General features: G+C 45.1%; 22 protein-coding genes and 1 pseudogene. 11 read left to right on the plus strand and 12 right to left on the minus strand.

Features of this window, described 5'->3' with window-relative positions:
* Nucleotides 1–64: 64 nt before the first annotated feature.
* From HCZ42_RS14265 to HCZ42_RS14275, 3 genes are all read right to left on the minus strand, one after another.
* Nucleotides 65–658, minus strand: coding sequence for a Fic/DOC family protein (locus HCZ42_RS14265; protein ID WP_167421323.1), 594 nt, complete (start codon nucleotides 656–658; stop codon nucleotides 65–67).
* A 242-nt stretch (nucleotides 659–900) separates the two neighbouring features.
* Entirely contained in the window at nucleotides 901–1,638 is a 738-nt protein-coding gene (locus HCZ42_RS14270) for a glucose 1-dehydrogenase (protein WP_167421324.1), read from the minus strand.
* A 33-nt stretch (nucleotides 1,639–1,671) separates the two neighbouring features.
* Complete coding sequence (locus HCZ42_RS14275; RefSeq protein WP_167421325.1) at nucleotides 1,672–2,577, minus strand: LysR family transcriptional regulator; 906 nt, start codon at nucleotides 2,575–2,577, stop codon at nucleotides 1,672–1,674.
* 85 nt (nucleotides 2,578–2,662) lie between these two features.
* Here HCZ42_RS14275 and HCZ42_RS14280 point away from each other — a divergent pair, with 85 nt between their 5' ends.
* The gene (locus HCZ42_RS14280; RefSeq protein WP_167421326.1) at nucleotides 2,663–2,899 is read left to right on the plus strand and encodes a DUF2798 domain-containing protein; all 237 of its coding nucleotides are present in this window, start codon (nucleotides 2,663–2,665) and stop codon (nucleotides 2,897–2,899) included.
* A gap of 43 nt (nucleotides 2,900–2,942) precedes the next feature.
* Here the strand turns inward: HCZ42_RS14280 and HCZ42_RS14285 are convergent, their stop codons facing one another.
* From HCZ42_RS14285 to HCZ42_RS14295, 3 genes are all read right to left on the minus strand, one after another.
* Nucleotides 2,943–3,659: a YebC/PmpR family DNA-binding transcriptional regulator gene (locus HCZ42_RS14285; RefSeq protein ID WP_167421327.1), complete on the minus strand. Its 717-nt coding sequence runs from the start codon at nucleotides 3,657–3,659 to the stop codon at nucleotides 2,943–2,945.
* Between the two features lie 91 nt (nucleotides 3,660–3,750).
* Nucleotides 3,751–3,960 (minus strand): DUF3283 family protein, encoded by a 210-nt coding sequence (locus HCZ42_RS14290; protein WP_167421328.1) that lies wholly within the window; start codon nucleotides 3,958–3,960, stop codon nucleotides 3,751–3,753.
* 165 nt (nucleotides 3,961–4,125) lie between these two features.
* Nucleotides 4,126–4,323 (minus strand): PA3496 family putative envelope integrity protein, encoded by a 198-nt coding sequence (locus tag HCZ42_RS14295; protein WP_053409311.1) that lies wholly within the window; start codon nucleotides 4,321–4,323, stop codon nucleotides 4,126–4,128.
* A 399-nt stretch (nucleotides 4,324–4,722) separates the two neighbouring features.
* Here HCZ42_RS14295 and HCZ42_RS14300 point away from each other — a divergent pair, with 399 nt between their 5' ends.
* Entirely contained in the window at nucleotides 4,723–5,202 is a 480-nt protein-coding gene (locus HCZ42_RS14300; RefSeq protein WP_167421329.1) for a transcriptional regulator, read from the plus strand.
* A 318-nt stretch (nucleotides 5,203–5,520) separates the two neighbouring features.
* On the opposite strand, the gene HCZ42_RS14305 is transcribed toward HCZ42_RS14300, so the two are convergent.
* Nucleotides 5,521–7,491, minus strand: coding sequence for a replication initiator protein RctB domain-containing protein (locus HCZ42_RS14305; protein ID WP_167421330.1), 1,971 nt, complete (start codon nucleotides 7,489–7,491; stop codon nucleotides 5,521–5,523).
* 1,226 nt (nucleotides 7,492–8,717) lie between these two features.
* On the opposite strand from HCZ42_RS14305, the gene HCZ42_RS14310 reads away from it, so the two are divergent.
* From HCZ42_RS14310 to HCZ42_RS14325, 4 genes are all read left to right on the plus strand, one after another.
* On the plus strand, nucleotides 8,718–9,935 hold the full coding sequence (locus HCZ42_RS14310) for a ParA family protein (protein WP_167421331.1): 1,218 nt from the start codon (nucleotides 8,718–8,720) through the stop codon (nucleotides 9,933–9,935).
* Nucleotides 9,936–9,942: 7 nt separating this feature from the next.
* Complete coding sequence (locus HCZ42_RS14315; RefSeq protein ID WP_167421332.1) at nucleotides 9,943–10,914, plus strand: ParB/RepB/Spo0J family partition protein; 972 nt, start codon at nucleotides 9,943–9,945, stop codon at nucleotides 10,912–10,914.
* A gap of 88 nt (nucleotides 10,915–11,002) precedes the next feature.
* Complete coding sequence (locus HCZ42_RS14320; protein WP_167421333.1) at nucleotides 11,003–13,012, plus strand: tRNA(Met) cytidine acetyltransferase TmcA; 2,010 nt, start codon at nucleotides 11,003–11,005, stop codon at nucleotides 13,010–13,012.
* Nucleotides 13,013–13,316: 304 nt separating this feature from the next.
* A complete protein-coding gene (locus tag HCZ42_RS14325) occupies nucleotides 13,317–14,996 on the plus strand; it encodes a DUF342 domain-containing protein (protein WP_167421334.1) in 1,680 nt (559 codons plus the stop codon).
* Nucleotides 14,997–15,049: 53 nt separating this feature from the next.
* On the opposite strand, the pseudogene HCZ42_RS14330 reads toward HCZ42_RS14325, so the two are convergent.
* The 3 genes and pseudogenes from HCZ42_RS14330 to yegD form a co-directional block, all read right to left on the minus strand.
* A pseudogene (locus HCZ42_RS14330) lies at nucleotides 15,050–15,469 on the minus strand (GNAT family N-acetyltransferase); the annotation flags it as partial.
* Between the two features lies 1 nt (nucleotide 15,470).
* Nucleotides 15,471–16,085: a 3'-5' exonuclease gene (locus HCZ42_RS14335; protein WP_167421336.1), complete on the minus strand. Its 615-nt coding sequence runs from the start codon at nucleotides 16,083–16,085 to the stop codon at nucleotides 15,471–15,473.
* A 183-nt stretch (nucleotides 16,086–16,268) separates the two neighbouring features.
* The gene (gene yegD, locus HCZ42_RS14340; protein WP_167421337.1) at nucleotides 16,269–17,621 is read right to left on the minus strand and encodes a molecular chaperone; all 1,353 of its coding nucleotides are present in this window, start codon (nucleotides 17,619–17,621) and stop codon (nucleotides 16,269–16,271) included.
* Between the two features lie 219 nt (nucleotides 17,622–17,840).
* Between yegD and HCZ42_RS14345 the strand changes: the two genes are divergently transcribed.
* The 3 genes from HCZ42_RS14345 to HCZ42_RS14355 all read left to right on the plus strand — a co-directional run bounded on the left by HCZ42_RS14345 (nucleotide 17,841) and on the right by HCZ42_RS14355 (nucleotide 19,526).
* Nucleotides 17,841–18,086, plus strand: coding sequence for a YdcH family protein (locus HCZ42_RS14345; protein ID WP_167421338.1), 246 nt, complete (start codon nucleotides 17,841–17,843; stop codon nucleotides 18,084–18,086).
* A 119-nt stretch (nucleotides 18,087–18,205) separates the two neighbouring features.
* Nucleotides 18,206–18,826 carry a LysE family translocator gene (locus HCZ42_RS14350; protein WP_167421339.1) on the plus strand — a complete coding sequence of 207 codons (621 nt, stop codon included), beginning with the start codon at nucleotides 18,206–18,208 and terminating at the stop codon, nucleotides 18,824–18,826.
* Between the two features lie 142 nt (nucleotides 18,827–18,968).
* Nucleotides 18,969–19,526 (plus strand): AAA family ATPase, encoded by a 558-nt coding sequence (locus HCZ42_RS14355; protein ID WP_167421340.1) that lies wholly within the window; start codon nucleotides 18,969–18,971, stop codon nucleotides 19,524–19,526.
* A gap of 24 nt (nucleotides 19,527–19,550) precedes the next feature.
* On the opposite strand, the gene HCZ42_RS14360 is transcribed toward HCZ42_RS14355, so the two are convergent.
* Together HCZ42_RS14360 and HCZ42_RS14365 are read right to left on the minus strand one after the other, a co-directional pair.
* Complete coding sequence (locus tag HCZ42_RS14360; protein WP_167421341.1) at nucleotides 19,551–21,212, minus strand: methyl-accepting chemotaxis protein; 1,662 nt, start codon at nucleotides 21,210–21,212, stop codon at nucleotides 19,551–19,553.
* A gap of 168 nt (nucleotides 21,213–21,380) precedes the next feature.
* Nucleotides 21,381–21,764, minus strand: coding sequence for a thiol-disulfide oxidoreductase DCC family protein (locus HCZ42_RS14365; protein WP_167421342.1), 384 nt, complete (start codon nucleotides 21,762–21,764; stop codon nucleotides 21,381–21,383).
* Nucleotides 21,765–22,218: 454 nt separating this feature from the next.
* Here HCZ42_RS14365 and HCZ42_RS14370 point away from each other — a divergent pair, with 454 nt between their 5' ends.
* Both HCZ42_RS14370 and HCZ42_RS14375 read left to right on the plus strand, forming a co-directional pair.
* Entirely contained in the window at nucleotides 22,219–23,286 is a 1,068-nt protein-coding gene (locus HCZ42_RS14370) for an efflux RND transporter periplasmic adaptor subunit (RefSeq protein ID WP_167421343.1), read from the plus strand.
* 85 nt (nucleotides 23,287–23,371) lie between these two features.
* Nucleotides 23,372–26,437 (plus strand): efflux RND transporter permease subunit, encoded by a 3,066-nt coding sequence (locus HCZ42_RS14375; protein ID WP_167421344.1) that lies wholly within the window; start codon nucleotides 23,372–23,374, stop codon nucleotides 26,435–26,437.
* Nucleotides 26,438–26,563 lie beyond the last annotated feature (126 nt).

The following is a 26,563-nucleotide window of genomic DNA, read 5'->3' on the forward strand; positions in this document are numbered from 1 at the left end:
GCGGATAACGCACTCTCCGAACAATAAAACAACCACGCCAAGTCTGCTATCAGGCTTGGCGTTTTTATAGTTTGACGATAGCTTGGCGGAAGATGGCTTTGAGCGGTTCCAGATTAAGATACACACCAGCAATATTGGCATCCACCCAATGTGCTTTAGAAAGCGGCGGCCAAGTTAAATCGTAGCCGAGGACAAACAACATTTCTTCGAAGAAAAAGCGCTGTACGCGGCCATTACCTTCGCGAAACGGATGCAGCAAATTAATCTCGCAAAACAGCGAAGCAACTTCTTCAATCAACTGTTCTTGATCGGAAATCTCGGCAAGCTTGGGGATCAATTTGAACAGCTTTTCGCCTTCAATCGCTATTCTCGGCACGGTGCAGAAACGAGTATCACCTTTTGAAATATCCACTTCGCGCAGTTGCCCTGCCCAGTGATACAAGTCTTGGAAAAGATGAAAATGTAAGTCTTTAAGATGGGAAAACGTAAACTCTTCGATAGAAGTGAGTTCACTTTGATAGGTACGATAACGCTCTGCCGTAATGGCTATTTCAGCCTCAGCAAGTTCGTCACCGTCCCTCAGATTCAGCAGGTTAGTAAGAACGTCGCTCTCTGGGTAACAGTATCTGTCATGATAAGCGCCATATTTATCTCGCATACTTCCTTTTTAACTCAGCTATCGAGCGGTTTTCACACTCTTCCTTCAGCGACATGCCCTCATATTTTAGACTAACTTTGTAGTTTTCAGGTTTTGGTGAAAATGTTTTTTTCTTTTGTGCCGTTGAATCAGAAGATGGATTGGACATAGATACCCCTGCGTTGAATTACGTGGTTAAGTTTAACTCACATTGAACCTTGCTTCTACACACGAGCAATGGGCTCGCTATAGTTGTAGCGGAACTAACGGCCGCCAGCGAGTTCGATAAACGAGCCTGTGACGTAAGACGCACTGTCAGACAATAACCAAGCGATCGCTTCCGCCACTTCTTGCGCTGTGCCACCGCGTTGCATTGGCAGTTGTGAAGCCAAGCGGTCCACTCTGTCGGGTTCCCCCCCATCGGCGTGCATCTCGGTATAAATGCACCCTGGTCTTACGCCATTCACACGTATGCCTCTGGCTGCAAGTTCAAGCGATAGCCCTTTGGTCAATGAATCCATCGCTCCTTTTGACGCTGCGTAATCAACGTATTCAAACGGCGCTCCGCTTCTCGACGCCGCAGACGATACATTCACAATCGCCCCTTGGCTGTGCTCACTGAGCTGGTTGATAAAGGTTTTACAACAAACAAAACAGCTGATGACGTTGCTATCGAGCACGTTTTTAAAACGCTCGACTGAGATTTGGTTGAGCGTTGACTGGGTAAATAAAATACCAGCGTTGTTCACCAAGTGTGTCACTTCTCCGAAATGCTCTGTTACGGCACGAAACATCGCTTGGACTTGATCTTCTTGTGACACATCAGCTTGGTAAGCGAAAGCGACTCCACCACTTTGCGTAATGTCTTCAACGACTTGATTGGCACGTCGCCGATTCTTGAGGTAATTCACGCACACCGCGTAACCTTGAGACGCCAACAGTTTTGCGGTTTCCGCGCCAATTCCTCGCCCTGCCCCAGTGACGATAACAACTTTATTCATCTTCTATCCTTAGACCTTATTTGAGACTCAACTTTACACTGTAAAGCGATGAGTGATTTGCATTTTTTCAACGCCTTTTAACAAACGTTCGACTAGCAGCGTCAGCGCTTTGGGTTGATAACGACGCTGGCGGTACACTAAATACGCTTGGCGCGGACTACGTTTATACTGTGGTAAAACTCGCACCATATTCATCTCTTCATGCACATGACGAAACGGCAGCGATGCCACGCCCAAACCTTTTTCGACTGCGGTACAAACCGCAAGAATGTCGTTGACGATCAACTTAGGTTTAACTTGAATGATGTCGACGAGACACTCACCTTGGTAGACCGGAATGTCATTCTCACGGTCAACACTGACCCAATCTAAACTGGCAAGTGACGCTAGGTCTTCGACGGCTGGTGCGTTGGCAAGGTAATCCGGACTGGCAAAAAAACCGTGCTCGGCCACAAACAGTGGCCGAGCAACCATATCATCCATCTCCGACAAGTCGAAGGTGATCAACAGATCTCGGTCAGTTTGCGGGATCGCTTGCTCTTGGCTTAGGACCAAATCCAGTGACACTTGAGGATACTCGGCAAGAAAGTCCTCCACCACGTCACCGACGAAAGCGCGATAAAAGTTGTGCGGTAGGGCGAGCTTGATTTTTCCTGATACTTCTTGAGTGTGCGAAATCATCTGGGCGAAACCCGACTCTATCGATTCCATCCCACTACGCAGCCGCTCAAACGCCTCAGAGCCACTTTGCGTAGCAACTAACTCTCTGCCCTTCTTTTCCAACAAACGCATGCTGAGACGCGCTTCTAGCGCTGAAATTCGACGAGACATCGTCGACACAGGCAACTGGAGCTTCTTGGATGCGGCAAGCAATGAGCCTTCTTCCACCACACTACAAAATAGGTATAAGTCGTCAATGTTTCCAAATATGGAATTCATAGTTCTAAACCTGACTATTTTTTTCAGTATTGAGTAGTTATATCTTCACTGACAACAAAATAACAACACCCAATGAGGAGAAACTATGAGCCGCAAGCAATTTTTGGTCACTACCCTACTTTCTTCGTTTACGATGGCATTCTTGATGTCGGGGCTGATGAGCGGGATTAATCTCGGGTTTAACGCGGCTTGGCCGGCAATCTGGATGAAAGGCTTTGTGCTCGCCTGGCCATCAGCGCTGCTACTCAACCTGACGATTTTGCCGCAAGTTCGTAAGTTGTCCGCTTGGATTATTAACCCGAATGTGGTTTCCAAGGCATAAAAAAACCGAGCATTGATGCTCGGTTTTGTATTTTGGCTTGCGATTACATCTCAGCGTTGTGGTAAACCTGCTGAACGTCATCACAATCGTCTAGAAGGTCTAGGAACTTCTGGAATTTCTCGGCATCTTCACCCGCGATTGGCGTGTGAGTTTGCGGAACGAACGTGATCTCTTCTACGTCAAGAGTCAGATCAGGGAACGCATTGTTTAGTGCCGTCTTGGTTTTGAAGAATTCAGTGTGAGGAGCAAATACCGTGATCACACCGTCTTCAAGTTCAACGTCAGTCACATCAACATCATCCATCATTAGCGTTTCTAGAATAACTTCGTCGTCATCGCCTTTGAACTGGAATACCGCTTGGTGATCGAACATGTGAGACACAGAACCTTCAACACCAATTTTCGCGCCTGTTTTTACAAAACACTGGCGAACATCTTGGAAAGTACGGTTGCCGTTATCTGTTAGACAATCAACGATGACACTGGTACCACCAGGTCCAAAGCCTTCGTAACGCGCAGGAACGTAATCTTCACCGCCGCCGCCACTTGCTTTGTCAATCGCTTTGTCGATAACGTGTGCAGGAACCTGGTCTTTTTTCGCTTTCGCGATCAGGTGCTTAAGAGACAAGTTCATGTCTGGGTCTGCACCGCCATTTTTCGCGCACATGTAAATTTCTTTACCGTATTTGGAATAAACTTTAATTTTTGCGCCCGCTGTTTTCGCCATAGAGGCTTTGCGCACTTCAAAACTTCTTCCCATCGGGATGTTCTCTCTAATTCAATTTAACGCGAAGGATTTTAGCAAAAAGCGTCATCATTTCAATTTTTCGCCATTTGCAAAGAAATGGGGATCAAGCTACGCCCATTACTCGCTTATATTTAGCCACAGATTCTAAGAAGAACGACCTTTCGTTTTCATCTCGGATTTTCGCTGCTTCCTGATCGATTTCGTCAGGACCGGCTTTCGCTTCTCGCAGCTTCCACACCAAAAACGACGCTTGTTTATCTAGTTCAACCTTATTTTTCTCTTCAGCAGGAAGGTTTGAAAGGTTAATCGACATAGGACAGCTCTGTATCTGTAAAAATATGGAGTGGGAATATACCACATCAAACTGGAATGTTGAGAAGGAATCGAGGTGTGAGTAGCGGATCAGATCAAAAAAATACCGAAAAAACAAAGGGTGGCTAACTGCGCCACCCTAACGTATTTGCAATGTGAGTAAGAGCTAGTGAATAAGGCCCAGCTCTTTTGCCTCTTCAATCGTTAAACCACTTTCTCGGATCTCTCTCAATGCTTCAATACGGCGACGAGCTTCCGCTGATTTAACGCTTCTGACTGGCTTTTGTGACTCTACTTCTTCCGTGAAGTCCCACGTTTCTGCAATTTTAGTCATTTCATCATGGTCAATAGAATTAATGGACATTGTAACCTCCGAACAAACCATGCAAGGGACAGCTAATCTGTAGCAAAAGCACGATACCCTTGTTAAGAATTTTAGCTCGAGAATGTGATACCGCTAATAGATTAGAAACTCTTACCAATTTTTCTATAAATAGACTTTGCTAGACCCCAATAGTGGCAGTACATTTAAAGAATTGTCCCTACTATTTGTGAGTAGATCGCGCTCTCATTTTTCTCTTCCTCAGTGCTCTTTTCACACTCTATTTATCCTAGACATGTTTGTTCAATAGTCGATTTATCGAGCCAGCTCACAACCTTATTCGCGTCGTACGATTTGGCAAAGCGTCATTTCCTCAACCACACTGATACAAACAGCAAACCCAATTCATCTCGATAGATTAATTTTCAGGGTGGGAATGGTATGGAACGACTAGACAAGTGGTTAGACGATATCGCAGATCTGCATCAAAACCGGAAACATGATCAAGAGTTGGAGGTATTGATCCTCAACACTCCTACTGAGTTGTGGGGACCTGAAGTCAACGAAACGCAAAGCGCGGCGATCGGATATTGGCTCGATGGTTGTCTGCAGATTTACTTGCAAGCTCGTTATAGCGCGCCAGAAAAAGCCTACCAATACCTGCAACTGGCCTACAGCCGCCTTCAGCAAGTCGCGTGTAACCCTGTTAATGAACTCAATCTAAGAGATTGGTGCATGAAACGCTTGCAGCACTTAGCGGTATTGAGTCTCGAGTTTTGTAATCAACAGACACAAGAGAGCTGGCAGACGCGCTCACATCAGTTGATCGAAGCCCACGTGCACTTTATGGCGGCTCAGTCTTGGAACGAAACTCGGAAAGATGATCAAGGGAAATACGCCTCACCCAATCAAATTCACTAACTCATAGGGAAGAATGATCAAGGAAGTAAACGGACAGAAGAGTGGGATCACTGAATTTGAGATAAAAAAATAGCGAGTTAAAAAACTCGCCAAAATATTCAGAATGAATGTAACAATATGAGCCAATCTATCAGGGAATGAAATTCCCTATCCATCAAGAAAGGACTAAGGTTGTCTATTCGGGATAAATCATAACCAGTTGCAGTGCGCTATATGTCAGTTGATTGTCAGAGATGTGTGCGGTTTTTGTCGGTTATTGAGATGGACACGGTAGCAGCGATATGAAAAAGCCAGCATTGTAAGCTGGCTTTGCACTTCTTACACCGCGACTTCGTCTAATGCGCGGAAGACGGTTTCGTCCAAATGCCCTTCCAACACTTGTTTACACACTTTCCGGCGCACCGCTAAGCCAGCAATCAGGCGCTCAATCGATAAATGCTTGTTTTCGCTCTGGCCATTATACAGCTCAACCATTTTACTCAGCGTTTCGTATGGAATCGCTTCTTCACCGACACGCAGGTAGTCAAGCTTGTCTATGAGCTCCAGACACTCTTCTTGGATTGAACCATGGGAATGCCCGGTCATCGCCGCCAACGCGGTTATAGAGCGTTCTAGAGCCTCTGAGGAGGTATATTTAGAGAGAGTAATGGTGATCTCGTCGGCGTTGATCTCTACCAGGTGTTTACGCAGCTTCACGCGACGACCTAATTTTCCTTTAGGCGATCGTTCTTTGCGCTGGATCGGTTCAAACTCACCGTCGATGATCTGAGACATCTCATCGAGTTGCTGTTTGGTGACCATTTCGTTACGCAGTGGGTTAGGCAACGTCGGCGCCATATTACGCTTACCCGCGTTTGTCGTACGGGCACGCGAGTAACGCAATACTTCTTCTGCGTCACACTTGATATCAAACTGGTAATCTTTGATCTTGCCTTTTTCGACGATTGCCGAGATCGTCAAATGGTAACCCCACAGGTTAACCACAAACAGATCCTCACTCCCCTTCCCGTCCGATAAACGTTTCAGTTCTCGGATCAGATCCATCGAGAAACGACGCCATTCGATATTACGCGCCAACTTCTGGTTAAGTTCGCTTAGCAACATAACGTCGGTATGGCGACGAGACATGCGACTACGGAAGTAACTGTACAGTTGGAATACCAAGGTGTGCTGCTTCAGGATTTCAGGTGGGAACAAGAAGAAATAATCCCGTGTTAGCAGCTCTTCATAGAATGAGGGCTCCCACACCAAGATGTATAGGTTCGGTTTGATACGTATTTCGCCGTCAGCGCCCTCTGTAGGGGCTTCTTCGGATGCAGTAATGGTACGGGCCAAAAATCGGAAACGATCGCTCTTAAAGCCTTCTGGCATGTTCTCGCTGAGCCATCGACCAGTCAACTCGTGCAACTGGAAATCAGTAAACTCGATCCGATCAATACTGTCGCGGATCGAATCACGCGCCGGTCCACTGTCTTTCTTGCCACGCAAAGACAAAATATCAGTGATGTACAACGGTGTTTTGTTCGGCACATGCGTACCGTCCAACTGGTACTGATGCTGGTGGTGTTCGTGGTATTGCACCGTCAGCGTAAACAGCGCAAACAACGTCATCAGATCGTCGACCGTCATGATATTTTTCGATGATCGAGTCTCAATCACCGCACGAGTACCGGAGATCGACACCATACTTTTTTGGTATTGCTTGCGTGTACGTGGCGGCGCAAGTGCTTGGTCGATGATCCCAGCCCAATTTGTCGGTGATACAACAAACTGATCCGCTTCGTCCTTCATCACTGGCGGTGTATTCAGCCCGTGTTCATTGAGCAGACGCTTGTTGACTTGAGTTTGAGCCAACGCTTTGGATCGTTTTTGCTTTTCGTTTTGCTTAACCGATTCGGTGACTAAGCTGGTGGCACCGAGGACAGAAATAAGTTGGTTAGGATTGATGAAGCGATGCAGCATGGTCTTGCCTGCCAATCCTTCTTCAAAGCGTACTGGGACTTGCTGGAACAAACCGATGTTTACAGCCGCTCTCAGTCTTTGCTGAATAGCCGCTCTCGTGACTTGTCCATCAGTGGCGTCGATCAGTTCTGTTGTCGAAACCAAACCATCTTTGCTGCTAAAGCCGCGCAGTGAGATAAGGTTCAGAAGTTCAACGATACTTTTCGTTACCCCTTTGAAGTGTTGGTATTGTTCTATCCAGTTAACCGCCGTTTCAGACACCTCGAACAAATGTCCATCTTTGTGGCTTCTTGGGGCTTTGATCAGTATTTTTTCTTCAGAACTCATTATTGGATCCGCATCACACTAGCCGTAATATTGCTATAGTTCCTGAAGAATAAAGAAAAAAAGATCATAAATAAAGAAAAAACTTGTTGTTTTAAATAACTGATCTTTCTGATTAATATGATCTAAATTGATTATATGATCTATTGATCAGGGAGACGATTTGCTTATAACTTCATGTAATCAAATAAGTTTTTTTTTGAGCCTCTGAAAGCATGATCATAAGATTCCCGAAAGCATGATCAATAAGTTATTGAAAGCATGATCAAAAACGTTCAGAACCATGATCATCAAACTTAGGAACGCATGATCAAAGACATATCAGAAGCATGATCATCAACACAACACATGTTATCCACAAGTGAAAGAATAACTTTACTTTTTTCTCTATGAATTTGCTCTACGGCATGCTCAATTTTTACGAAAGAATGATCAAGGTGAAGTGTAAAATAGCCCATTTTCTCATATCAACACCAATCAAAACCGTTTGAGCGACACGTTCCTATTGTTATCCACATCGCTGAATGAAAGCCAAACTTGTCGAAAGCATGATCAAGAAAACTGCGGAACGATGGACAATCAACTGTAAGTGGCTCGACGGAGGCGGGAATCTAACCTGAAATCCTCTCAAACCTTAGTTCAACTGCATTCGTCCGTAATTCGTCTTGAAATTTTCATGCTTCCGGAGCGCACTTAACTTGATCATTGTTCCGATCAATTTAATCAAACGATCGAGCAAATAGGAATGTTCTCGATGCGGCGCGAATTCCTTGATCATCGTTCCTTAAAGGCAAATTATAGCCGAAAGCATGATCAAGAATGTCCCCTTGATCATCGTTTCGTGTTTTTCCTTAATTTTATTTTCACCTGCCAAGTGATGCCCTACTCGATCCAGATCGCATTGATTAAATTATCCGCATTAGAAGTCAAAATGACATCCGCCGTAAAATATGCTCGAAAGCTAATCGTTCCGGACGTTCAATGAATAATCACATGTTTACAATGTAAATATGTGACGCGGTAACACTTTAATTTTAAAGCTATTTGCAGTGCATTATCAACGTAGAAAATAGGCGTTTCTGGTTTGCTTTTTGTTAATAGTCATTAAAACAACTGAAATAATTCTATTTAATGTGATGTTAATGCAGAAGTGAATGTTCACCTTTTTATTGTATATGTCTTTAAATGCTGTACAATCGTAAGCAAATCATTAATAACGGAATTTGGCAATGAAAAGAGAACAAACGATAGAAAGTCTCATTCAGTTAGCTGAGCAAACTGCACAGGTCCAAGCTGACCGTATCGAGATTGTGTTAGAAGAACGTAGCGACGACCACTTTCCACCGATGTCGAAAGCATTAATGGAAACACGTTCAGGTTTGACAAGACGCAAGCTAGACGATGCGATCAGTAAACTGGAAGAGTCTGGTCACCAGTTCACTAAAAATAACGCAAACCATTATTCGATTTCTTTGCAAGAAGCACATATGTTGATGGACGCGGCGGGCATACCCAAGTTCCATGAACGTAAGAAAAATGGCGACAACAAACCGTGGATCATCAACGTACAGAACCAAAAGGGTGGTACGGGAAAATCGATGACCGCAGTGCATTTAGCGGCGTGTCTGGCGTTAAATCTTGATAAGCGCTATCGCATTTGTTTGATTGACTTGGATCCACAGGGCTCACTTCGTTTGTTCTTGAACCCGCAAATCAGCCTGACTGACCACGAGAATATCTATTCGGCTGTCGACGTTATGTTGGATAACGTGCCAGACGGTACTGAAGTCGATAAAGAATTCCTGCAAAAGAATGTACTGCTTCCTACTCAGTATCCAAACTTGAAGACGGTATCAGCATTCCCAGAAGATGCGATGTTTAATGCTGAAGCTTGGCAGAATTTATCGCAAAACCAATCTCTGGATATCGTCAAACTGCTAAAAGAAAAGCTGATCGATAAGATTGCAGATGAGTTTGACGTTATCATGATTGATACCGGTCCGCACGTTGACCCGTTGGTTTGGAATGCGATGTACGCGTCAAATGCGCTGCTGATTCCGTGTGCGGCTAAGCGTTTAGACTGGGCGTCAACGGTCAACTTCTTCCAGCATCTTCCTACTGTATACGAAATGTTCCCAGAAGATTGGCAAGGTTTAGAGTTCGTACGTCTGATGCCAACGATGTTTGAAGACGACAATAAGAAGCAAGTCGCGGTACTCACGGAGATGAACTACTTGTTGGGTGATCAAGTGATGATGGCGACCATTCCTCGCAGCCGCGCATTTGAAACTTGTGCAGATACGTACAGCACGGTATTTGACCTCACAACCGGTGATTTTGAAGGCGGTAAGAAAACCCTCGCTACCGCACAGGACGCAGTGCAAAAGAGTGCTTTAGAGCTTGAACGCGTTCTCCACAGTCATTGGTCATCACTAAATCAGGGGTAATTAGGTTATGGCAATTAAAACTTCAGATTTAAACGCAAGATTATTTGGTAAAGCAAACAAACGCCATGTGACGACGCCTCAACAAGCGCAGCAAGCTGCAAAAGAGCAGGCACAAGTGATTGAACTTGCGGTGGCAGGTGAAGAGATGGTTCAGTTTGAACTAGTGCGCATTCCCGCCGAGCAGGTGAGTGAACAAACGGTTGTGTTTGCAGAAAACGCGCGTGAGCAGTCTTTCTTAAACGAGCACGCACTGTCTGATGTGCTGGTTACACTGCGTGAGCGTGGTCAGCAATACCCAGCAGTAGGTCGCAAACGCGAAGACGGCAAGATTGAAGTATTGGACGGTAGCCGCCGCCGTATGTCTTGTATCTTAGCGGAGAAAGAGTTCCTAATTTACGTGGGTGAGAATATTAGCGGTGAACACGCTAAGTTCTTATCTGATGTGGCAAACGCTCATAAACCGCTGTCTCTTTTCGAGAAGGGCAAAGAGATGTTAGCCAAGCTAGAAAGCGGCGAAGCCGAAGACCAAAAAGCATTAGCGAAAATGTTCCAGTGTAGCGAAGCGCTGGTCAGTGGCGCGCTGAAGGCAGCAGATTTGCCGCTGGAATTACTGCAAGCGTATCCAAATGTTGCAGACTTAGGTCGTCCAACTATCGTTAAACTGCACAAACAGTACAACACGCTCAACGACGAAAAACGTTCTGCGTTGCTGGAGAAATGCAGTTCTAAAGACGGTTTTGTTTGGCAACGTAGCTCAGCACAGGGTGTCGCGCGTATCACTAAAGACGTAACCGAAACCATTGAAGCCTGGATTGAAGAGCTGTCGCCAAAGAAAGCGGCGGTTTCTGCAAAGACTGATTTAGTCAAAGGCAGAGCGAGCTACACGCGCAAAGGCAACAGCTTGTCGCTCAACTTGAAGAAAGTCGACGATACGCTGATGCAAGAAATCCTAGACTTCGTATCAGGCAAGCTGCAATAGCGAACCACGATATTAAAAGCCGCCGAGAGCGGCTTTTTTTATGCCATAATATTGTTCTCATTAGTTTAATTACCCACTTGAGTACTCCATGGTTGAGAACAGAAATTACATAAGTCAGCTATTCGCTAGTGCAACTACGCGTCGGCACCGATTTGGTGTAGTGCTTAAAGGCGACGGGAAATGGCAACAATCATGGATACAACAAGCGGCAGAGCAAATTGCACCACAGCACGTATTTCAACTCGGTGGGCAAGCGCCCGATTACGTTAGCAAGAGTGTTGGGTTCGCCAAAGGACATCAATTGCTGGGACAGGAATGCCGTCTGCTCGTCTGTGATTTTGATAATGGCTTTGACGCGAACAGCTTTAGCGCCGCAATTGGCTGCGTTGTCGGTGGCGGACTGGTGCTGATTCTACCTAAAAAAAGTCAACCGACGTCGTTAGGTGATTGTTGGCTTCAACGCGCATTGGAACAACTGCTTATAATCGAACAAGACAAACCACTACCAGTGCTTTCTGATAGTCAAGCATCACTGGCAGAGCCGTTTGTACAGCAGCAACAAGCCGTTGAGTTAGTGCGAAAAGTGGTAGAAGGACACCGAAAGCGTCCGTTAGTCATCACCGCTGACCGTGGGCGAGGAAAGAGCAGTGCCTTAGGTATCGCCGCAGCAGAACTAATAAACCGCCGTAAAATTCATATTGTTTTGACCGCACCGTCTATGGCGACGGTCCAACCTGTGTTCGAACACGCGTTACGGTTACTTGACGATGCAAAGCAAACACAAGGACGCATTGTTTGTGGTGACTCCGTATTGGAATTCGTTTCGCCGGATGAAGTATTGCGTCGTCGTCCTCAATGCGATTGTTTGTTTGTCGATGAAGCGTCTGCGATTCCTATCCCAATGCTTAAGCGAATGGTTGAGCACTATCATCGCACCGTCTTTTCGACCACCGTACACGGTTACGAAGGTTGTGGACGAGGCTTTACGCTTAAGTTTCAAACTTGGCTGAGCGCTAATCGTCCCGGTTATCACCACTATCATCTAGACCAACCTATTCGCTGGAATAACCAAGACCCTCTAGAAGAATGGCACTTCAGCACATTTCTCCTCGACGCCGAGTTGAATGAGCTAGCGAGCGCTGCTGTTGGCGGTGAACTTAAGTTACTTGATAAGCAGCGTTTGTTCGAACAACCTGACTTGCTTCGCTCTTGCTTTGCGTTGTTGGTTAACGCGCATTATCAAACCTCGCCAAACGATTTAATGTTGCTCCTCAACGACGATGCAATTCATGTCTATGCGAGATTCGAGAATCAAGTGTGTCTCGGCTGCATGCTGGCTGTAGAAGAAGGTGGATTGTCTGATGAGCTGATCGCAGACATTCAGCATGGCAAACGTCGTCCGAAAGGCCACTTGGTCGCGACTACGTTAGCGAATCAACTCGGTTTGGCTGATGCGGCAAAGATGCGCAGCTTACGTATTATGCGTATTGCCGTTCACCCACAGCATCAACGCAGTGGAGTAGGGCAGACGATGCTGGAGCAGTTGATTGAGAAAGGTCAATATGATTTCTACTCAACCAGCTTTGGGGCAACCAGCGATTTGGTTTCTTTCTGGCAACGTTGTGGATTCCAATCGGTTCGACTAGGTAGTAGCAGAGAACAAGCAAGCGGCACGCACTCCTTGATCATGGTTCATGGGGCAAGTGCACTCGTGCAGCAGACCAGAGATTACTTCCGTCAGTATATTCAGTTTTCACTGCCGTCTTTGTTCCAAGATATTGAGATTGACCTCGTCCGTAAATTGGTCGCGCAAGACGATGCTTTCGTTGAATTACCTGATGTACCAGCATTGATTCGCCATTACTGTCATGGCGGAGCGAGCTATGACAGCATTGCCCCTGTACTAGACTCGTTATGGAAGAGAGCTCCTGAGTTAGTTTCGCTGTTTAGTGACTTAGTACTTCGCAAGGTAGTACAAGGTTACACTTGGCAACAGTGTGTGGATGAGTTTGCACTCACGGGGAAGAAGCAGGCCGAACAGCAGTTCCGACACGATTTAAATACTAAGCTGTTAGCAAGCCAGCCTTTGGTGGATTGAATTTACACTGTAAACGCGAGTGCTATGAAGGTTTAGCTTGTCGATTTACAGTGTAAAGACATGGTATTTTACACTTTAAATTCATAAGCTTAGTTTGATTTTTATCTCTGCTACAAACACCGCGCTATAGCTTGTAGTTGATATTAATATTGATTACCTCATTTTGTTATCTCGATTCCAATTACACTTCCGACAAAAATAGCGACCATTAAGTGACTAGCGTCTAATTTGTCATATTTTCGATACAGGTCGGCGAGCAAATTGCATACACTCGGAACAGGGAGTTTTACGGGCTGATGTTCATATGTGGGATAAATTTGTCGCTTTGTCAGATGATAACCGTTCCGTTATCGCAAAGTTGGAGCCAGACGTTGATGTTGATAAGAACTTCGACCGTCGAGGTTTGTCTGATGCGTTGTCGTTAATTGGCGCAAGCCAGTTTTTCGTTCTCGAAGAGAGTGTCGAGGTATTTATTAACCTGGCAAAAAACGGCAACCCAGAGGCATATGAAGGGACAACTATTGCCGAAGTCAGAGACGCTACGCTGGAAGTCGAGCTTAAAGATCACGATATGTTGGCAGTCATCACTGTCACAGGTGCGTACAAAGGCCAACCTCTGAAAGGTCCGCAAATTGTTCAAGCGTTAGCAGAAGCCAAAATAAAACGAGGCATTAACAAGCTTGCTCTGAAAAAAGTGTTAGTCATGAGCCACCAGCTCAATCCTGGTGAGCGCTTCACGCAAGCCGTCGCCAAAGGCACCGATCCAGTTCAAGGTCAGGACGCCAAGTTTATTCCCTTAGTCGAAGACCCCGCTAAACAAGTCCTTGCGCCTAAAGAAGGGCGGAGTGAAGGCAAAGTCGACATGCTGGATTTAGGTGAAACCATCAATGTGTCTGAGCATCAACCTGTGATGCGTCGAATGCCTGCAACACGCGGCAAACCAGGCATCACTGTACTCGGGCAAGTTATCCATCCTAAACCTGGTAAAGATGCCTTACTCAAAGCGGGTAAAGGCACAGAAATTTCGTCTAAAGATCCGAATCTACTTATCGCGACCGTCTCAGGTATGCCGACTTTCAAAGACCGCAGTGTCGATGTGAGTGACGCTCTGTGTTTACCTGAAATCGGCGTAGCGACAGGGCACGTGAAGTTCAAAGGTGATGTGATTGTACTCGGTAACGTCGAGTCCGATATGATTGTTCGTGCGATGGGGAACATTACAATCGGTGGATTCATTGAGTCGGCGGACGTGCAGGCTCAGGGCGACATCCAAGTTGCAAAAGGGATCATTGGCCACAACTTATCGGAAACGGAACCACGAAGCTGTGTGGTGAAATCTGGCGGGAATATTACCGCGCAATACGCCCAATTTAGTGAGCTGCAAGCGGGTGAAGATATTCACCTCACCCTTCACTGCATGAACAGCGAAGTGAAGTGCGGTAAGAACCTTACCATTGCTGACGGGCCCGAGAAGCGCGGTACACTCAGCGGCGGCCACACAAAAGTCGGCGGAAAAATTACTTGTGTTGAACTTGGCGTTGAGGGCGACACCGCTACACACGTACAAGCGTTTGCCCGTTTCCAGATGTATAAAGACCGTCAAAACAAACTCAAAGAGCAATACAACCAAGCTCAAGAAGCAACGATGAAGTTGGTAAGAAAAGAGCTTGAGCTAAAGAAAACACCGAAATCGGAACGCGCTGAAGGACAAGAAGAAGCGTTGGAAAAAGAGAAACAACAAGCCAACGCACAGCTCGAAAAGGTTAAACTAGCGCGCGACTCCAATGAGCATGAGCTAAATAAAGCGCTAGAAGAAAATCGTATCGAGGTGAAAAGCAAAGTCTTTTCCCACGTTACGATTCAGTTTGGAGAAGAAAAAGTCATCACCAAACGTTCTCATGGGCCGAGTATTTTCTCATTTAATCAATACGAAATTAAGAGTACTTCATTGCTAGATGAAGAAGCGTTTGAAGAAGAATTGTAATCATGAAAAAGTGATTGCGGCTGGTTTGGCTCAGATTGACTTACCGCTTTCTGCATATAAACAAAATGCTCGTCTTGAGCAGAGATGATGAATCCAAAGCGTTGATAGAGTGAGTGAACACGATTCCCCTGTAAGTGAACGAGTTTTATCGGCTTTTGTTTAAACTCTGCCTGTGCGACTACGGTATGGAGGGTTTTGCTACCTATTCCTTTTCCTTGCGTTTTCGGCAGCAAGAAAAAGCGTCCAAAGTAACAGTGCTCAGCCTGATCTTGAAAAAGATAACTCCCAACGGCTTCGCCGTCATTTAAGATGATAACAGGACGAGCTTGCTGCCATTCCTGTTGATGGATGCTCATTTGTAATTGTTCATCCCAACCAAATACGGCTTCGATAGCGTCATATTCAGCCGCTTTCTTTAATTCAAACAGAAATGAAAAATCTTGTTCGTTTGCGGGACGGGTCGTTATCGACATTCTAACCTCGCTGCACAGACAGCAGCTTTTCGACAGAGCGTTTATTGGTTTTTGCGATGGTTTGCATCAGTGAAAACGTGGGTGAGGCGATGCCTCTTTGCTCGAGATCATTCACCATTAACATCCATAGCTTTGCAGTCATCTCTGCGTCTGCTAACGCACGGTGAAACACGCCGTCATGATCGATGTTTTTGTAGCGTACCAAATCGCCCAATTTATGCGTCGGTGCGTGTTGGATTAGGCGACGAGAAATCAGCAGCGAGCAAGCAAACTCGCCAGTGTAACGTGTGTTCAAGCGTTCAAGTTCTGCGTCGAGAAAGCGCTTATCAAACGAAGCGTTGTGGGCCACTAAGTTGTCGCTGCCGATGAAGTGATTAAATTCTTCCATAACCTGCTCGCAACTCGGTGCACTAGCCAGCATTGCATTGCTGATCCCTGTATAGCTTTCGATAAACGAACTGACTCTAAACCCTGGATTCATTAGCTGCTGAAAGGTGTCGGCGACTTGCCCGTCAACCAGTTTAACGGCACCAATTTCTATTGCTCGGTCACCCATATTGGGAGACAAGCCAGTGGTTTCAAAGTCGAGAACGATAACGGTGTTTGCAGCAGACATGGAAGAGTTCCTGAGAAAATTATGCAATGCAAGAGTAGCATAATTCTATCTAGAAAAAGTCGCAAAAGGGGGGGATTCAGTAGCAATGACTCGGGCGTATTGAGTCAAAAAAAGAAGCAGAGGGAGCGGTTTACAATGTAAATAGCCAGCCTTGAATTTCACTCAGGCTGGCGAATTTTGTGGTTACTTAAAACATACTTCTGCCCAACGTGCGAGGCCAGCCGTGACTGAACCAAAATAGTTACCACTCACAACGGGAATGTTGGGTAAGGTTTCTTGTACCGCGCCGCGTAAAATCGGTGAGCGAGCGGAGCCTCCAGTCATAAAGATTGCGTCAGGTGTAACGCCGCCTTGCTCAACGGCTTCTTTCACAAGCTCTGCCATTTTCTGTTTTGGTGATGCTATCGCCTCGACCATATCATTGAAGTGGATATCCACTTCAAGTTGCTCTGACAGTACCTGCATCATAACGCGATATTGTGGCTGTTCGGAAAGTGCAATTTTCGCTTCTTCGGCCTGTCGGACGATTCGATAGCCTAATGTTTCGTGGAACACTTCCAGCAGCCTTGCCAGCTTTTCTGGCTCTTGTGCGTCTTTCTTCAGTTGGTTGAGCGTGGCCAAATTAGTGCGGGAATAGAAATCACTCTGTGCGTCGACGCTGTTAATCGCGATTGGGTTCCAAAACTGAATCGTCGGCATCACAATATTCGCGGTGGTTTTACTACCAAGGCCAAAAGGCGTCATTAGCTGTTTGAACGCGAGCGCAATATCTAAGTCGTTACCACCTACTCGTTGGCCACTGTGTGCCAACAGACTTTGCGTCCGATCCGCTTGCCCGCGCCAACTCGGTCCCATTTCAATTAAAGAACAGTCGGTGGTACCGCCGCCGATATCTACCACTAGTACGGTTTTGTTTTCGTTAAGCGTCGCTTCGTATTCTAATCCTGCGGCGACAGGCTCGAACTGAAACTCGACATTTTTGAAGCCCGCACGTTTAGCCGCTTTAAGCAAAATACTTTCAGCTTGTTGGTTGGCGGCGTCGCTGTCTCTGCCGTGGAAGTTAACCGGACGACCGATTACGGTATCAGTGATGATTTGGTTGGCATTAGCTTCCGCATTGCGTTTGATGTTATCCATCATGGCGCAAACGAGATCTTCAAAGAAACTGACTTGGACATCACGCAGACCTGATGCGCCCAAAAAAGATTTTGGTGACTTTACATAGTAAGTATCACTTGGGTCTTCGAGATACAGATCCAAAGCCGCGTTGCCAAAGGCTAGGTCTGAGGCTTCAAGTTCGATACTTTCTTCGCGATTAAGGGCGATTGCACGTCTTAATACTTGCTCACCAATTCCATCGTAAGGCTTGATATCGCGAAACTTAAATAAGTACTCAGCAACGGACTCACGCGTCGGTGCTGCCAGCGTGGACGGAATATAAACGTTATCGCCTTCTAGCTTTAAAAGTTCTGGTTTGCCGTGTTCCATTTTTGCCACAGAACAGTTTGCTGTACCGTAGTCAAAGCCAATAAACATAAAACCTCCAAGCGCAGAAAAAGGTCGGCAATGCTACCGTAATGAGCAGGGGAATACTACCTTCGCGCTGTATTGTTCACTTTTGCAAATTGACAGTTTTATTTTGTTCTACCTGTTATCAACAGACTTAGATCTCAACTGAGTGGCTGGATTACTGCTAACATTGACTAAATAACCATCGATTTTGTTGTTCCACCATGAACTAAAGAAGGGGTTTATATGTTAGGTGAAGACCATTCTCTGTTAAAAGAATTTCCTGAATACAAAGACACTATTACCGCACTAGCAAAATCTGACGAAACGTTTTTTGATGAGATGAAACAATACGACCTATTGGATAAAGAGATCCGAAAATTAGAACTAAGGGATTCCCCTATTAGTGACGAAGAAATGCTTAAGATGAAGCAAAATCGAGCTGCGATGAAAGACGAACTCCACGTGAGAATACAAAGTGCAGCACAATAGCAACGAGTATTGTTATGTTGAAATCTAAAGGCGCGTTTGCGCCTTTTCTGTTTTTGTTACAAATGTAAAAAGCGTGATAATCTGTCTGAACAATTAATAATTGCAAAGATAGTGAGCTGATGAATACCGCGTTGCTGGGGATGTTTATTCCCACCTTTTTCTTCGTTTCAATCACACCAGGGATGTGTATGACCCTCGCCCTGACACTTGGCATGAGTGTCGGTTACAAGCGTACGTTATGGATGATGGTCGGTGAACTGGTCGGTGTGGGGTTAGTGGCTGTTGCGGCCGTGTTGGGGATAGCGGCGATAATGCTTAACTACCCTTGGTTGTTTGTCGCGTTAAAACTGATTGGTGGCGGTTACCTGTTTTATTTGGGCATTCAAATGTGGCGTTCTCGCGGTAAACTGGCGATCAACATGGACGACAGCCCAAGCGCACCGCAAAGTGATTGGGATCTTGTGGTGCAGGGATTTGTAACGGCAATAGCCAACCCAAAAGGCTGGGCGTTTATGATTTCGTTGCTGCCACCGTTCATCGACCAAAACGCAGACCTTGCGCCGCAACTTGTCGTATTGGTAGCGATCATTTTGTTTTTCGAGTTTGTCTGTATGACGCTTTACGCGACGGGTGGTAAAGGATTAAAACGCGTATTAGGACATTCACAAAACGTGCGCTTGATGAATCGTATTGCGGGATCGCTGATGATGACTGTCGGCGTTTGGCTGTTACTCAGTTAGTCAACTCACTGCCTTATTCATTCTAACGTTTAAAAGCGACCGCGGAGGTCGCTTTTTTGTTACCTGTGGTTTGTGAATCTTGTTCATCTGTACAACAATTGCTCTACTTTACTCACGTGATTGCAAAGCTTCTAGGGTGAATATGCGCAGAATAAACGTAGTAGGAACGAGTGGAAGCGGTAAATCTACCTTCAGCCGACAGCTGGCACTAGCGCTTAACTGTCCGCATATTGAAATGGATCGCCTGTACTGGAAAAAGAACTGGCAAGGAACAAGCGACGAAGAGTTACTCAAAAAGCTGTCGGATGCTTTATCGGCTGAACATTGGGTGCTTGACGGCAACTACAATCGTACCAGAGCAGTGAAATGGAAGGATGTGGATACCATTGTATGGGTCGATTACTCCTTTCTACGAACTCTTTTTCAAGCAACAACCCGAGCATTTCACCGTTGTGTCAGTGGCAAAGAGATATGGCCGAATACCAACAATGTGGAAACATTCTCTCGCTCACTGTTTAGTCGTGACTCGATTTTGCTGTGGACATTAAAGACATATCACTCCAACCGGCAACGTTATGTGGAGGATATGGCAAACGAAGATTACCAGCATATTCGTTTTATTCGTCTCTCTTCTCCACGCATGGCACAAGAGTTTTTGCAGCAGATTAGCGAATCTCCAGATGTAAAAAAGCCCGCGTAGTCGCGGGCTCTTTTGTTCCACAATTTACACCGTAAATCGGTCGACAAGATCGTACAACTGAGCGGCTCGCTGGTTAAGCTCTTGACTGCCTGAACGGTTCTCGTTCGCCAACTCTGCAGACTGAGAACTTTGGTCCGAAATGACAACCACGCGTTGAGATATCTCGTGACCAACAATACTTTGTTCTTCAGTGGCGGTGGCGATCAGGGCATTCATATCCATAATCGTGCCGATGGACTCTTGAATCTTCACTAAAGCCTGAGCGGCTGAATTGGCTTCTTCTACCGTGCTGGTACTCAAGGTTTGGCTCGAGTCCATGGCTTTCACTGCGGCATCAGACGCCGATTTGAGTTGCTCAATCATCTGATGTATTTCACCAGTACTCTCTTGCGTGCGACTCGCAAGTTTGCGCACTTCGTCTGCGACGACGGCAAAACCACGACCTTGCTCCCCGGCTCGTGCCGCTTCAATCGCGGCATTAAGGGCGAGTAGGTTGGTTTGCTCGGCGATGTCTTGAATCACACCTAATGAAACTGCAATGTTTTTCACGTTGCCCTCGAGGTGAGAAATGACGTTGCTCGCTTGTGAGACTTCCTGGGCGAGTGCTTCTACCGATTTAGCCGCAGAGTTGACGATATCCTGTGCGTCTTTGGCATTGTCATCCGCTTCTTTCGCTGACTGCGCCGCCTGGCTCGCGTTATTGGAGATCTCGGTCGCTGTCGTCGTTAGCTCTGTCATTGCGGTGGCTACTTGTTCTGTCTCCTCGCGTTGACCAGAGGCTAACTCATCGACTTGTGTAGCCCTGCCAGACATGCTGTTGGTTTCGTTGACGACTTGTTGGCCGACTTCGCTCACGCTGCGGATAATAGATTGCAGACTCGCGACAAAAGCATTGAAGCTCTCGCTTAATCGAGAAAACTCAGGTGCGCTGAAGGCTTCCATACGCGCGGTAAGGTCGGCCTCACCCGTTGCAAATGCACTGATTGAATCGTCAAATTTTTTCAAGGGCTGCATGATGCTTCTGTTCACCACCACAGCAAACAATGCAACGATTGCAGAGATCACAATACAGAAAAGGAAAATAGTCGATAGGGTTGCTTCTAATGCTTCCGTGGAGGTTTGTTCCATATTCGCGATCACTGCATCAACGTCATCGGTATAAAACCCTGTACCTAGCATAACGTCCCATTCAGGGATGAAGACCGAAAAGCTGAGTTTCGGCAAGGCTTCGGTTTCTCCCAGTTTTGGAAAGTAATAGGTGGTGTAGTCACCAGTTTTGGCATTTCGAATCAGGTCTTGAATCAGGAAGTTGCCTTTCTTGTCTTGCAAGTCCCAAAAGCTTTCACCGATACCTTTCTCGTTGTTGCCAACAGCGATTCGTACCCCTTTTGAATCGTAGACAAAGATGTATCCGGTTTCACCGTATTCTAAACTTTTTAGTATTGGCAGTGCGTCTTCACGTGGTGCTCCTTGCTTTAAAAGCGGTTCAACTGACGATGTCGCCAGTTGGAGGAACTGTTTTAGCTCAGTTTTTTTTATATCCATCATGTTTTGGCGAGTAATTTCGGCCTGCTCACGATTAAGGTCGTTGGTTTTCACGTAAGTGACGCTCAACATACCGATGGTAATCACGAGTAGGGGGATCAGCGCTAAAACGTATAGACGGTTTTTTATGCTCAGACTCATACTAACTTCCTGTCTTGAATTATCCCTGAGAGAGATTCTTTAACTAATAAAACAATGAGTTACTACTAACACATTAGTTTGTTTTATAGCTTAACTAAAAGTTTAGAGCCGGACTGTGAAACGAAGTGGGTAAATGTATACTTAGTGTTGGATAATGGCGTAGGAATGTTAAGAACATTGGTTGTTGTCACACTTTCTACTGCCGAGAATCCACTTTGAAACCGAATAGCGATTGTTGGCAAAGCGTAGGTAAGCCCAATCGGCGATCGGTTTGATGAGTGGCCAGCGTAATGGCGCATACATCCAGCCTTTACCAACCAATTTCCACGCTTGGTAAGTGACATCTAAGCCAAGCCATAAGCGGTCGTACTCGTCTAAGGCATGCAAGATGGTTGCTGCTTTTTGCGCGTCGATTTGTGGGTAGTGCTCAAAGTCAGGATGAAAGATATCCACCAATATGATGCGATTGGCTTTGTCGTACTGCTTAAGAGCACGCATTTCTCTCGCGCAAATCGGGCAAGTACCATCATAAAATATGGTGAGATTTTTCATTTTTCCTTTCAACTCTCATAGCGACATTGATTGCTTCTATTAAGTTTAGCTTACGTGATTTTGCTAAGTTCGGTTAAAACGGCACTCGATTTATTTTCGTGTGTTATTTATTGTCAATACGCATCTGCTTAACTTATAAATCACGTTGGGTATTAATATATTAATAAAGTTAAAATCAGTAATGTTTAATTTAGACAATACTGTTTTTGTGCAACTTAATGTTATAAACAATATTAACAACCTGTAGATGTGAATAAATTAATGTCGTAGCTGATTCATATGTTTTATTATATATTTTTATTGTCATATAAGAATAAAAATATATTTGAATTTAGTTATTGTGTTTTTGGACCTAATAATTAAATAAATTTCAGATAGTTTACCAAAACATGACATTTCTATCATTGCTTTCAACAAGTCTTAACCTGAATTTACGTTTTGTAGGAAAACATGAATGTACAGGTTTACGTTTCTAGTCATAGCTTTATTTTTGGTCTTAATATCACCTTTAGCGTCAAAAGCGGAAGTAAAAAACAACCAAGCTAACGAAATTGCTCGCGTCGTTGTGTCGGAAGCAAAATTAAAAACAGTGCCAGTAGAAATTTCTGATGTTGGAAAAATGTACGCAGTCGACTCAGTAGTATTAAGTTTTAATATCGCTGAAAAAATTAACGTTATACATTTCCAAGATGGCGATGAAGTCAAAAAAAATCAAGTGGTTGCCGAGTTGGATGGCAGCATTGCTAGAGCAGACGTCGCCAAAGCGCGAAGCGAGTTTAACCTCGCAAGAAATAAGCTCAGCCGCAGTCAAGATATGATTGAGCGAGAACCCGGCTCGATTCCCCCGCAAAAGCTCTACGAGCTCAATGAGCTAGCAAACTTAGCCAAGGCCGAGTTGGAACAAAAAAAAGCCATTTTGGATAATTATCGTGTGTTATCCCCTTTCAATGGCAGGTTAGCGGACTTTAAACAGTCTGTCGGTAGTTATATTGAAGCGTTCGACCCACTTGTCACCCTTTATAAAGGGGATCCAATCGAAGTATTTTATTCTGTCAGCCAAGATAAGCTTGAAGAAATATATTTAAATCAAAAAGTTGAAATTACTTCTGCGGCGGTTAAAGACAAAAAATTCCACGGTGTTGTTAATTATATTTCACCAAATGTGAATATTAACTCTGGTCGAGTTGATGTTCATGCTCGAGTTAAAAATCCAGATTTTCAATTATCGCCAGGTATGTTCGTCAATGTTAGGCATTTTCTTGATTCCAAGGAGGAAAATGTGTTGGTGCCGCAAACGGCAATTAATGTCAAAGATAAAGAGCGCTATGTTTGGCTGTTATCCGATGACAACACGGTATCAAAAAAAACAGTGGAGTTAGGTACCAACCTAAATGACGGAAATGTCGTGATAAAAGCTGGCGTAGAGGAAAACGACCGGATTGTAACGATTGGCAGTCAATGGTTAAAAGATGGCATGAAAGTCAACGTGAAAGATTTAAAACCGACTCGTGTAGAGCCTTAGATACAAATCAAGATGAAGAATCAATCTAGCACATATTTAACTAGTGTTCCCTGTCAAATGACTGCTGCTTTCGGAGAATAAGTCAATGAAGTTAACAGAAGTTTGTATCAAACACCCTGTTATTGCCATGGTTTTTAGTATTGCGATCGTTTTGCTTGGTGTTTGGTCGTTCCGTACATTGGATATCCAATATTTCCCTGAGCATAGAAAACTGACGGCGACAGTTGATGCCACTATTGATGGGGCAAGCGCAAGGTTCATGTCAAAAAATGTGGCAGAAAAACTCACAGAAGCGGCTGCGATTATTGGTCGCGTTAAAACCATGTCGACCGATTGCAAGCACGGGAGTTGTTCGTTAAAACTCGTCTTTCATGATGATGTTTCCGACGTGGAATACATCAACCTGCTCAATAAACTCCGTAGCCGGATCGAAGCGATTGACGACTTTCCCGAGAGTATGGAAAAGCGTCCCAGTATTACCGATAACTCTTCAGATTCTAGTTTCGCCAGCAATATCATTTCTTTTGTCAGTGAAGGGGCTATGACAAAGCAGGAGTTGTTGGACTATATAAGGCAGCAATTGATGCCTCAATTTAGGCGGTTAGATGGTGTCGGAGCGATTTGGGGGCCTTATGGCGGTAGTGCTGGTGCGGTAAGAGTTTGGCTGCTGCCTGACCGTATGAAAGCGCTTAAGCTCAATCCATCGGATGTTGTCGATACGATAGAAGCGTACAGTGAGAGTTTCACCGCAGGTAGAATCATTGGTGAAGGGCGTAGTTATTCAATTAATCCAGAAACGCCAATATCTGATGTGAATGAGGTTGCCAATTTAGTCGTACGCTCTGAAGCTGGCAATGTTGTGAGACTAAAAGATGTCGCCGAAGTAGTGATGGGCACACATGTTATTGATCCGAGTATTTTGACGGTAAACGGTAGCCCTGCGATGGCATTGCAAATTAAGCCGCTACGCAGCGCGAATCCCGTCACAGTCGCAAAACTCGTCAAGGATAAGGTTGAACAATTACAAACTGCACTACCAGATGGTGTGAAAATGAGAGTTGTCTATGACCAAGCGGATTTTATTGAATCTTCGATTCAAGAAGGATTCAATGCTCTCATCGAAGCGATAGTCCTCGTCTCGCTGGTTATGGTTTTGTTTTTGGGCTCTATCCGTCTGGCGTCGATTCCCATCATCACAATACCTATCTGCGTCATTGGGGTGTTTTCTGTTATGGCTATTTTGGGCTTTAGCATTAATGTTCTCACGGTGCTGTCGATCATTCTGGCGATCGGACTAGTGGTAGATGATGCCATCATCGTGGCAGAAAACTGTTACAGGCGGGTCGAAAGTGGTGAGCCTCCTTTAGAAGCCGCTATTGAAGGCAGCAAAGAGATCGCTTTCCCTGTGATTTCAATGACGATGACCTTGGCGGTGGTCTATACCCCAATCGGTTTTATGTCTGGGTTGACTGTCGATTTGTTCCGTCAGTTTGCTTTTACTCTCGCGGCAGCGGTATTGATCTCAGGATTTGTTGCACTGACCTTATCCCCGGTGATGTGCGCCTACATCATCAAGCCACAACCGCAGCCAGCCAGTTGGTTTTTATGGATAGAGGCTAAGCTAAAACGACTGATTGAACGCTACGTTAAAGAGCTGATCAAATGGTTTGACCGCAAATGGTGGGTGTTCGGGGGATTAATCGTAGTCAGCTTGGCTTCTGCGGCGATTTTTTGGATATCACCGAATGTCCTACTGCCAACTGAAGACACTGGGTTTATCGAAGCGAAAGTACAGTCTCCCAATGGCGCAAATCGCCAATACCACCTTGAACACGCGGCAGAGTTAAACCGTATTATTGATCAGGACTCGAATGTCGAACAGAACATGTCTTACATTGAAAATGATCCTTACAACCACATATTGCTCAAACCTTGGGATGAGAGAGGCGACAATGCGGAGGACGTGGCGACTCGGCTGGCAATAGATTCACAAAATGAACTTTCTGCCTACAAAGCTTCATATTTGGTTCGTTCTGCGGCAGACCTCAATATCTCCGATCAGGTCAAACTAGAAGTCGTCACTTCGGACAAGGACGCTGAGCAGTTATACCAAACAGTAGCCGAAATCACTAAGTTACTCAAAGCGTATCCTGGATTAACGAATGTCCTCAACTCAACCGCGCGTGATGAACTGGGCTATGAGTTATGGATAGACAGCAATGCGGTTCTCTTATCGGAGGTGGATTATGAAGACGTTACAGACACGTTGTCGACGTACCTAAGCGCCGTACAGCCTGGCAATTTGCAAGCCAAAGATGGTTTTACCTATCCAATAAGAGTGCAAGTGAAGCAAGAAAACTTGGGCGATTTTTCGGTACTTAACAATTTGAATGTTGTCTCTGAAACAGGGGAGACATTGCCGCTGTCGCAATTTGTTGAGATCAAACCGGCTACGTTGGATACCAAAGTGCAAACATTCATGGGGTTGGATGCGGCAGAGATAACGGCAGACTTATCGCCGGGCTATAGTGCCGACGAGGTAAAAACATACATTGAACAGAATCTGCCCCGGTTCTTAGCTGACAATCAAAGGTTCTACTTCAACGGTACGATAAAAGAGCTGATGGACTCTGAAGAGGGAACACAGACCTTGTTTGGGGTGGCGATTGTGTTTATTTATCTCATATTGGCGGCTCAATTCGAGAGCTTTAGAGATCCATTGTTAATTCTACTAACTGTTCCTCTTTGTATCATTGGTGCATTGCTTTCACTTTGGTTGTTTGGACAAAGTATCAATATCTATTCAAAAATTGGTTTGCTTACTCTGGTCGGTTTAGTGACCAAGCATGGTATTTTATTGGTTGAATTCGCCAATAAGCGTCAGCACGAAGGAATGTCAGAGCTTGGTGCCATTATTTCGAGTGTGCGATCTCGTTTTAGACCAATAATGATGACGACCATAACCATGATACTCGGGGCGTTGCCACTGGCTTTGAGTGAAGGGCCTGGTTCGGTAGGACGAGAAAATATCGGTTTGGTATTAGTAGGAGGGTTACTTTCTGGAACTTTGTTTACACTGTTTGTAATTCCTGTTGCATATTATGCCGTTGCCTCGATAAAGAATGACTTTTATGGACGTTTTAAACAATAACCGTTTAATGACTATTTTTCATGGATGAAAATTTATTGAAGAATAAATAAAGTTAATATCATTACTTTTTATGTTTTTAAATCATATTTCTACTTATGGGAATATAAAATAAAACCGTATAGTTAT

This window comes from Vibrio hepatarius (genome assembly GCF_011806575.1).
Lineage (GTDB): Bacteria > Pseudomonadota > Gammaproteobacteria > Enterobacterales > Vibrionaceae > Vibrio > Vibrio hepatarius_A.

Coding starts and splice junctions, on each gene's coding strand:
- HCZ42_RS14265 (WP_167421323.1), bottom strand. CDS start 658: ATGCGAGATAAATATGGCGCTTATCATGACAGATACTGTTACCCAGAG.
- HCZ42_RS14270 (WP_167421324.1), bottom strand. CDS start 1,638: ATGAATAAAGTTGTTATCGTCACTGGGGCAGGGCGAGGAATTGGCGCG.
- HCZ42_RS14275 (WP_167421325.1), bottom strand. CDS start 2,577: ATGAATTCCATATTTGGAAACATTGACGACTTATACCTATTTTGTAGT.
- HCZ42_RS14280 (WP_167421326.1), top strand. CDS start 2,663: ATGAGCCGCAAGCAATTTTTGGTCACTACCCTACTTTCTTCGTTTACG.
- HCZ42_RS14285 (WP_167421327.1), bottom strand. CDS start 3,659: ATGGGAAGAAGTTTTGAAGTGCGCAAAGCCTCTATGGCGAAAACAGCG.
- HCZ42_RS14290 (WP_167421328.1), bottom strand. CDS start 3,960: ATGTCGATTAACCTTTCAAACCTTCCTGCTGAAGAGAAAAATAAGGTT.
- HCZ42_RS14295 (WP_053409311.1), bottom strand. CDS start 4,323: ATGTCCATTAATTCTATTGACCATGATGAAATGACTAAAATTGCAGAA.
- HCZ42_RS14300 (WP_167421329.1), top strand. CDS start 4,723: ATGGAACGACTAGACAAGTGGTTAGACGATATCGCAGATCTGCATCAA.
- HCZ42_RS14305 (WP_167421330.1), bottom strand. CDS start 7,491: ATGAGTTCTGAAGAAAAAATACTGATCAAAGCCCCAAGAAGCCACAAA.
- HCZ42_RS14310 (WP_167421331.1), top strand. CDS start 8,718: ATGAAAAGAGAACAAACGATAGAAAGTCTCATTCAGTTAGCTGAGCAA.
- HCZ42_RS14315 (WP_167421332.1), top strand. CDS start 9,943: ATGGCAATTAAAACTTCAGATTTAAACGCAAGATTATTTGGTAAAGCA.
- HCZ42_RS14320 (WP_167421333.1), top strand. CDS start 11,003: ATGGTTGAGAACAGAAATTACATAAGTCAGCTATTCGCTAGTGCAACT.
- HCZ42_RS14325 (WP_167421334.1), top strand. CDS start 13,317: ATGTGGGATAAATTTGTCGCTTTGTCAGATGATAACCGTTCCGTTATC.
- HCZ42_RS14335 (WP_167421336.1), bottom strand. CDS start 16,085: ATGTCTGCTGCAAACACCGTTATCGTTCTCGACTTTGAAACCACTGGC.
- yegD (WP_167421337.1), bottom strand. CDS start 17,621: ATGTTTATTGGCTTTGACTACGGTACAGCAAACTGTTCTGTGGCAAAA.
- HCZ42_RS14345 (WP_167421338.1), top strand. CDS start 17,841: ATGTTAGGTGAAGACCATTCTCTGTTAAAAGAATTTCCTGAATACAAA.
- HCZ42_RS14350 (WP_167421339.1), top strand. CDS start 18,206: ATGAATACCGCGTTGCTGGGGATGTTTATTCCCACCTTTTTCTTCGTT.
- HCZ42_RS14355 (WP_167421340.1), top strand. CDS start 18,969: ATGCGCAGAATAAACGTAGTAGGAACGAGTGGAAGCGGTAAATCTACC.
- HCZ42_RS14360 (WP_167421341.1), bottom strand. CDS start 21,212: ATGAGTCTGAGCATAAAAAACCGTCTATACGTTTTAGCGCTGATCCCC.
- HCZ42_RS14365 (WP_167421342.1), bottom strand. CDS start 21,764: ATGAAAAATCTCACCATATTTTATGATGGTACTTGCCCGATTTGCGCG.
- HCZ42_RS14370 (WP_167421343.1), top strand. CDS start 22,219: ATGTACAGGTTTACGTTTCTAGTCATAGCTTTATTTTTGGTCTTAATA.
- HCZ42_RS14375 (WP_167421344.1), top strand. CDS start 23,372: ATGAAGTTAACAGAAGTTTGTATCAAACACCCTGTTATTGCCATGGTT.